At 63.7% G+C, this 5,005-nt stretch carries 4 protein-coding genes and 1 pseudogene; all 5 read left to right on the top strand.

What is annotated here, in order from left to right; genetic code table 11:
- The first annotated feature begins 351 nt into the window (after positions 1 to 351).
- Positions 352 to 954 (top strand): transposase, encoded by a 603-nt coding sequence (locus HGO40_RS30125; RefSeq protein ID WP_250966009.1) that lies wholly within the window; start codon positions 352 to 354, stop codon positions 952 to 954.
- 68 nt (positions 955 to 1,022) lie between these two features.
- Positions 1,023 to 2,585, top strand: coding sequence for a ShlB/FhaC/HecB family hemolysin secretion/activation protein (locus HGO40_RS30120; protein WP_502943357.1), 1,563 nt, complete (start codon positions 1,023 to 1,025; stop codon positions 2,583 to 2,585).
- Positions 2,586 to 2,602: 17 nt separating this feature from the next.
- Complete coding sequence (locus HGO40_RS30115) at positions 2,603 to 4,402, top strand: DUF2341 domain-containing protein (protein WP_250966007.1); 1,800 nt, start codon at positions 2,603 to 2,605, stop codon at positions 4,400 to 4,402.
- A gap of 10 nt (positions 4,403 to 4,412) precedes the next feature.
- Complete coding sequence (locus HGO40_RS30110) at positions 4,413 to 4,838, top strand: ExbD/TolR family protein (protein WP_250966006.1); 426 nt, start codon at positions 4,413 to 4,415, stop codon at positions 4,836 to 4,838.
- A gap of 2 nt (positions 4,839 to 4,840) precedes the next feature.
- Positions 4,841 to 5,005: pseudogene (locus HGO40_RS30105) on the top strand (energy transducer TonB); the annotation flags it as partial.

Below are 5,005 nucleotides of genomic sequence, written 5' to 3'. Positions count from 1 at the left end.
ATCGCATGCAGCTTATTGGGGCCGCTTCGCGCCCCAGCGGGAGCAAGCTCCCTCGCCACGGGGTTGAGTGCCCGGCATCAGGTCTGGAAACACCCGAGAACCCCTGTGGGAGCGAGCTTGCTCGCGATGACGGCTGCCCAGCCAACATCACCGCCAACGGACCCACCGCCATCGCGAGCAGGCTCGCTCCCACAAAAAGCTCACTCACTCCAAATCCTCTCAAATGAAGCTTTCATGACAAAAGTTCGGTAGCACATCGCCATTCCCGTCATGCCTGTGTGACGTGTTCGAGGGGACCTTTCAGGTCGTTTGGAGCCGGGGCGCGAAGCCGGGAGTGAGGCGATGGGGACTATGGAACGTTATTCGAAAGTGGGCATGCAGGAGCTTGACCAGCGGCTGTCGAAGATCGTCGAGGCGGCGCGCAAGCAGCCGGTCTCGGTGTATCGCTACGGCGCACCTTGGGTCTGGATCGTTTCCCAGGATGACTGGCAGGGCGCGCTCAAGGAAGTGTCCAGCTACATTCCGCAAGGCCATTCACTGGTCTTGCTGCGTCCGCAGATCGACGACCTGCTGGACGACCATCGCGATGTGCTGCAGGGCCTCAATGCCCGCGCCCAGATGCTGATCGCACCGCAAACCGCCATGCACATCCTCCTGCTGCAACTGCTCTATTCGGTGCCCAGCGAGCAGCAACTCTACGAACAACTCAATTACAACCTGCTGTTTCGCTGGTTCGTCGGCCTGGCCCTGAACCAGAAGGTCTGGAGCTTCAACGTCCTGAGCAAGGACCTCGCCACGCTGCTGGGCGATGCGCAGGCGGTGCGGCTCATTCAGAAAATCATCGGTGAAGTGTTCTGTGGCGCCTTGCTGCAAATGCCGGAGTTCTCCTTGAACTTCGCGCTGCTGCACACCTGGCTGGCCCGGCACGCCACGACATCGACCGCAAGCAATTGAGCCGTACTTTGAATTCAGGGGGTGGTGTGGAGCATTTCTTCAAATCGCGGCCAGCGCTGTGGGGCTGGCTGCTGTTGGCGGTCGGGGGACCGTCGGCAATCGCCGCCGAAGGAGGGCAGGAGGCCGAAGCGGCGCCGGCGCGCCTGGTGGACGTGAACGAGTATTTCGTGCGCGGCAACACGGTGCTCGATGCCCGGGCCATCGAGGAAGCGGTGTACCCGTTCCTCGGTCCGCAAAAGGCCTTGAGCGACATCGAGGGCGCCCGGGAAGCCCTGCAGAAAGCCTATCAGGCCCGCGGTTATCAATCGGTCTTCGTCGAGTTGCCGGAGCAGAAAGTCGAAGACGGCATCGTCTACCTGCAAGTCAGCGAGACCAAGGTCGGCCGGGTCCGTGTGGTGGGAGCCAAGCACTATTCCCCGGTTGAAATCCGAGATGACGTGCCTGCGCTGAAGGAGGGCGAGGTACCCGATTTTGCCCAGGTCCAGGCAGAGCTGGCGCAGTTGAACAAAACCCCGGGACGCCAGGTCATGCCGTTGGTGCGCGAAGGCCAGCGCCCCGGGACGATGGACGTGGATTTGCAGGTCGAAGACCAGGACCCCTGGCAAGCCAGCCTGGGCCTGAACAACGACTACAGCGCCGACACCGAAAAGCTGCGCACCGTCGCGAGCCTGGGCTACAACAACCTCTGGCAACTGGGCCACAGCGTTTCCCTGACGTTCTTCACCGCGCCCCAGGACACCGAAAACGCCAAGGTCTGGTCGGGTTCCTACACCGCGCCGCTGAGCGAACGCTGGAGTGTGCAATTCTCCGGTTACCAATCCGACAGCAACGTGGCCACCGTCGGTGGCAGCAACGTATTGGGCAAAGGCCATTCCTATGGGGTGTCGGCAATCTACAGCCTGCCATCCACGGGGGCATGGGCCAACAGCTTTTCAGTCGGGGTGGATTTCAAGGACTTCGAGGAGGAACTCAACCTCGGCGACGCCAGCGACAAGGCGCCGCTCAAGTACGCGCCGTTCACCTTCGCCTACAACGGCTTCCGCTACACCGAACACAGCCAGTTGGGCCTCGGCCTGAGCCTGGTGGCGGGTACCCGCAGCCTGCTGGGCTATGGCAGTTCCGACGAAGAGTTCGACTACAAGCGCTATCGCGCCAGCCCCAGCTTCGCCGTGCTCAAGGGCGACGGCAATTACACCTTCACCTTCGGCAACGACTGGCAGACCGCCTCCAAGGCTGCCTTCCAACTGGCCTCCGGGCCGTTGGTTTCCAACGAACAATTTTCCGCCGGTGGCGCCACCTCGGTGCGCGGCTACCTGGCCGCCGAGCGCACCGGCGATGACGGCTACCTGCTGTCCCAGGAGCTGCGCACGCCGTCCCTGGCCAAGTTCCTCGGCAGTTATGTCCAGGAGTGGCGCTTCTATGCCTTCGCCGAAGGCGCGCAGCTGTATCTACGGGACGAGCTACCCGACCAGGAAGCCGACTACAGCCTCGCCAGCGTCGGCCTCGGCACCCGCGCGAGCCTGAGCAAATGGCTGTCCGGCAGCCTCGACTGGGGCTATCCGCTGCTCGACGGGCCGAACACCTCGAAACAGGAATCGCGCCTGCACTTCAACCTGCAAGCGACGTTTTGAACCCAGGAGTCATGTCCATGCAACGCTTATTGTTATCCCTGTTGATCTGCCTGGGGCTGGTGCTTCCGGCGACCGCCAATGCCTGGTGGCAGGACGATTGGCACTATCGCAAACAGATTTCCGTGGACACCACGCCCCAGGGCGCCGCCATCGCCCAGGCCTTGGGCCGCACGGCGCTGCTGGTGCGCCTGCACACCGGCAACTTCACCTTCGACGGCGTCAAGGACGACGGTTCGGACCTGCGTTTCGTCAGCGCCGATGACAAGACCGTGCTCAATCACCAGATCGAAAGCTTCGACCCGCTGATGGGCATGGCACTGATCTGGGTCGACGTGCCGAATGTGGAGGGTGGCCAACGCCAGGACCTGTGGATGTACTACGGCAACCAGAAGGCGCCGGCCACGAGCAGCGGTCAGTTGACCTTCGACCCGGACTACACCGCGCTGTACCACTTCGACGGCGCCACTGGCGTACCGCCCCGGGATACCACGGCCTACGGCAACAACGCCCAGGGCGCGGCCGGCGTCAGCATCGACGGGGTGATCGGGCGTGCCTTGCAGTTCAATGGCCAGCCGCTGCTGTTGCCCGCCAGCCCATCGTTGCAACACAGCGCCGGTGCGGCATTCACCTTCAGCACCTGGCTGCGCCAGGACCAGGCCAGTGGTGAGCAGATCATCCTGGCCCGTCGCGAAGCCGCCACCAGTCTATTGGTGGGTGTCAACCAGGGTGTGCCGTTCGTAGCGATCAACGACCAGCGTGCGGTCTCGACCCAACCACTGAACCCCGGCCAGTGGCAGCACCTGGCGTTGACCGCCTCGGGCGACCGCGTCGTGCTGTACGTCAATGGGCGCGAAACCGCGAGCCTCGCCATGGCGATGCCGGCATTGAGTTCGCCGATGGCCGTGGGCGCTGACGTTTCCGCCGGCACCTTCGCGCCTTTCAGCGGCGCCATGGACGACGCGCGGCTGTCCAAGGTCGCCCGCCCGGCACCGCTGCTGTTGGCCGACGCCAATGCCCAGGGCGCCGAGTCGAAACTGGTGGCCTACGGCGTCGATGAGGAACAGTCCGGCTTCGGTTTCGGCAGCCTGGGTTTCCTGCTCAACGCCGTGCCGTTGGATGCGTGGGTGATCATCGGCGTACTGGTGCTGATGATGTTCCAGTCGTGGATCATCATGATCCGCAAGAATCGCATGGTCAGCCGCCTCAGCGCCGCCAACGAAGCCTTCCGCGAGCAATTCGCCCGGATCGGTACGCGGCTGGAGATGTTCGCCGACGACCAGGACCTCGCCCAGCGCCTGCAACACTCGTCGTTGTGGCGCTTGTACTTGGTGGCGGTCAAGGAAATCCGCACCCGCCGCGAGCAGGGCGCTGACACCTCGTCAGTGTCGGCGGCCACCATCGAAGCGATCCGCTGCTCCATGGACGGCGTGCGCACCCGCGAGAACCAGGCGTTGAGTTCGAAGCTCTCGACCCTGTCCAACGCCATCGCCGGCGGTCCGTACATTGGGCTGCTCGGCACCGTGCTGGGGATCATGGTGGTGTTCCTCGGCACCGCCATGGCCGGTGACGTGAACATCAACGCCATCGCCCCGGGCATGGCTGCGGCCCTGCTCGCCACCGCCATGGGCCTGTTCGTCGCGATCCCGGCGCTGTTTGGCTACAACCGCCTGATCACCCGCAACAAGGAAGTCAGCGCCGACATGCGCGTCTTCGTCGATGAGTTCATCACGCGCCTGGCGGAGATGCACGGCGAAGGGCAGGCCGGTGAAGCGGCGCATCGCCGTAATCATCACGTCCAATCGTCCGTACCGGCCTGAGGAAATCGCCATGGCTAGCGTAAACGCTTCACACGATGACGACGATGATGCGGCCGTCGACAGCATCAACATCACGCCGCTGGTGGATGTGCTCATGGTGGTGCTGGTGATGTTCATCCTCACGGCCACGGCCCAGGTGTCGGGTATCCAGATCATCCTGCCCAAGGCCAGCGCCTCGGTGTCGTTGTCCGAAGCCAAGACCAAGGCGATTTCGGTGAACGATGGCGGCCAGGTGTTCCTCGATGCCTATCCGGTGACCCTGGCCGAGCTGGAAGAGCGCCTGCGCATCGAAAAGGCCCAGAGCCCGGACTTCCCGGTGATCGTGCGCGGCGACGCGACGGTGCAGTACCAGAAAGTCATTGAAGTGCTGGACCTGTTGCGGCGCCTGGAACTGTCCCAGGTCGGTCTCGTGACCGGCAAACCGAGCCAGGGCTGATCATGACCGCCAGACTTCCCATCGATCCGCCCCCGGTGAAGACCGCGCCGTTGCGTCTGCTCAAGTGGGCCGCCGGCCTGCTGTTGGGCGCTGTGGCGGCCTGGTTGCTGTGGCAGTGGGCCAACGACATGAGTGGCGTGCGCCGCGAAGCACCGAAGGTGCCGACC

The organism is Pseudomonas sp. CG7 (assembly GCF_023701885.1).
GTDB lineage: Bacteria > Pseudomonadota > Gammaproteobacteria > Pseudomonadales > Pseudomonadaceae > Aquipseudomonas > Aquipseudomonas zanjanensis.
This window is presented reverse-complemented; position numbering and strand designations above follow the sequence as displayed.

Bases quoted from the DNA above. Each gene is read 5' to 3' on its own strand.
- HGO40_RS30125 (WP_250966009.1), top strand. From the start codon at position 352: ATGGAACGTTATTCGAAAGTGGGCATGCAGGAGCTTGACCAGCGGCTG.
- HGO40_RS30115 (WP_250966007.1), top strand. From the start codon at position 2,603: ATGCAACGCTTATTGTTATCCCTGTTGATCTGCCTGGGGCTGGTGCTT.
- HGO40_RS30110 (WP_250966006.1), top strand. From the start codon at position 4,413: ATGGCTAGCGTAAACGCTTCACACGATGACGACGATGATGCGGCCGTC.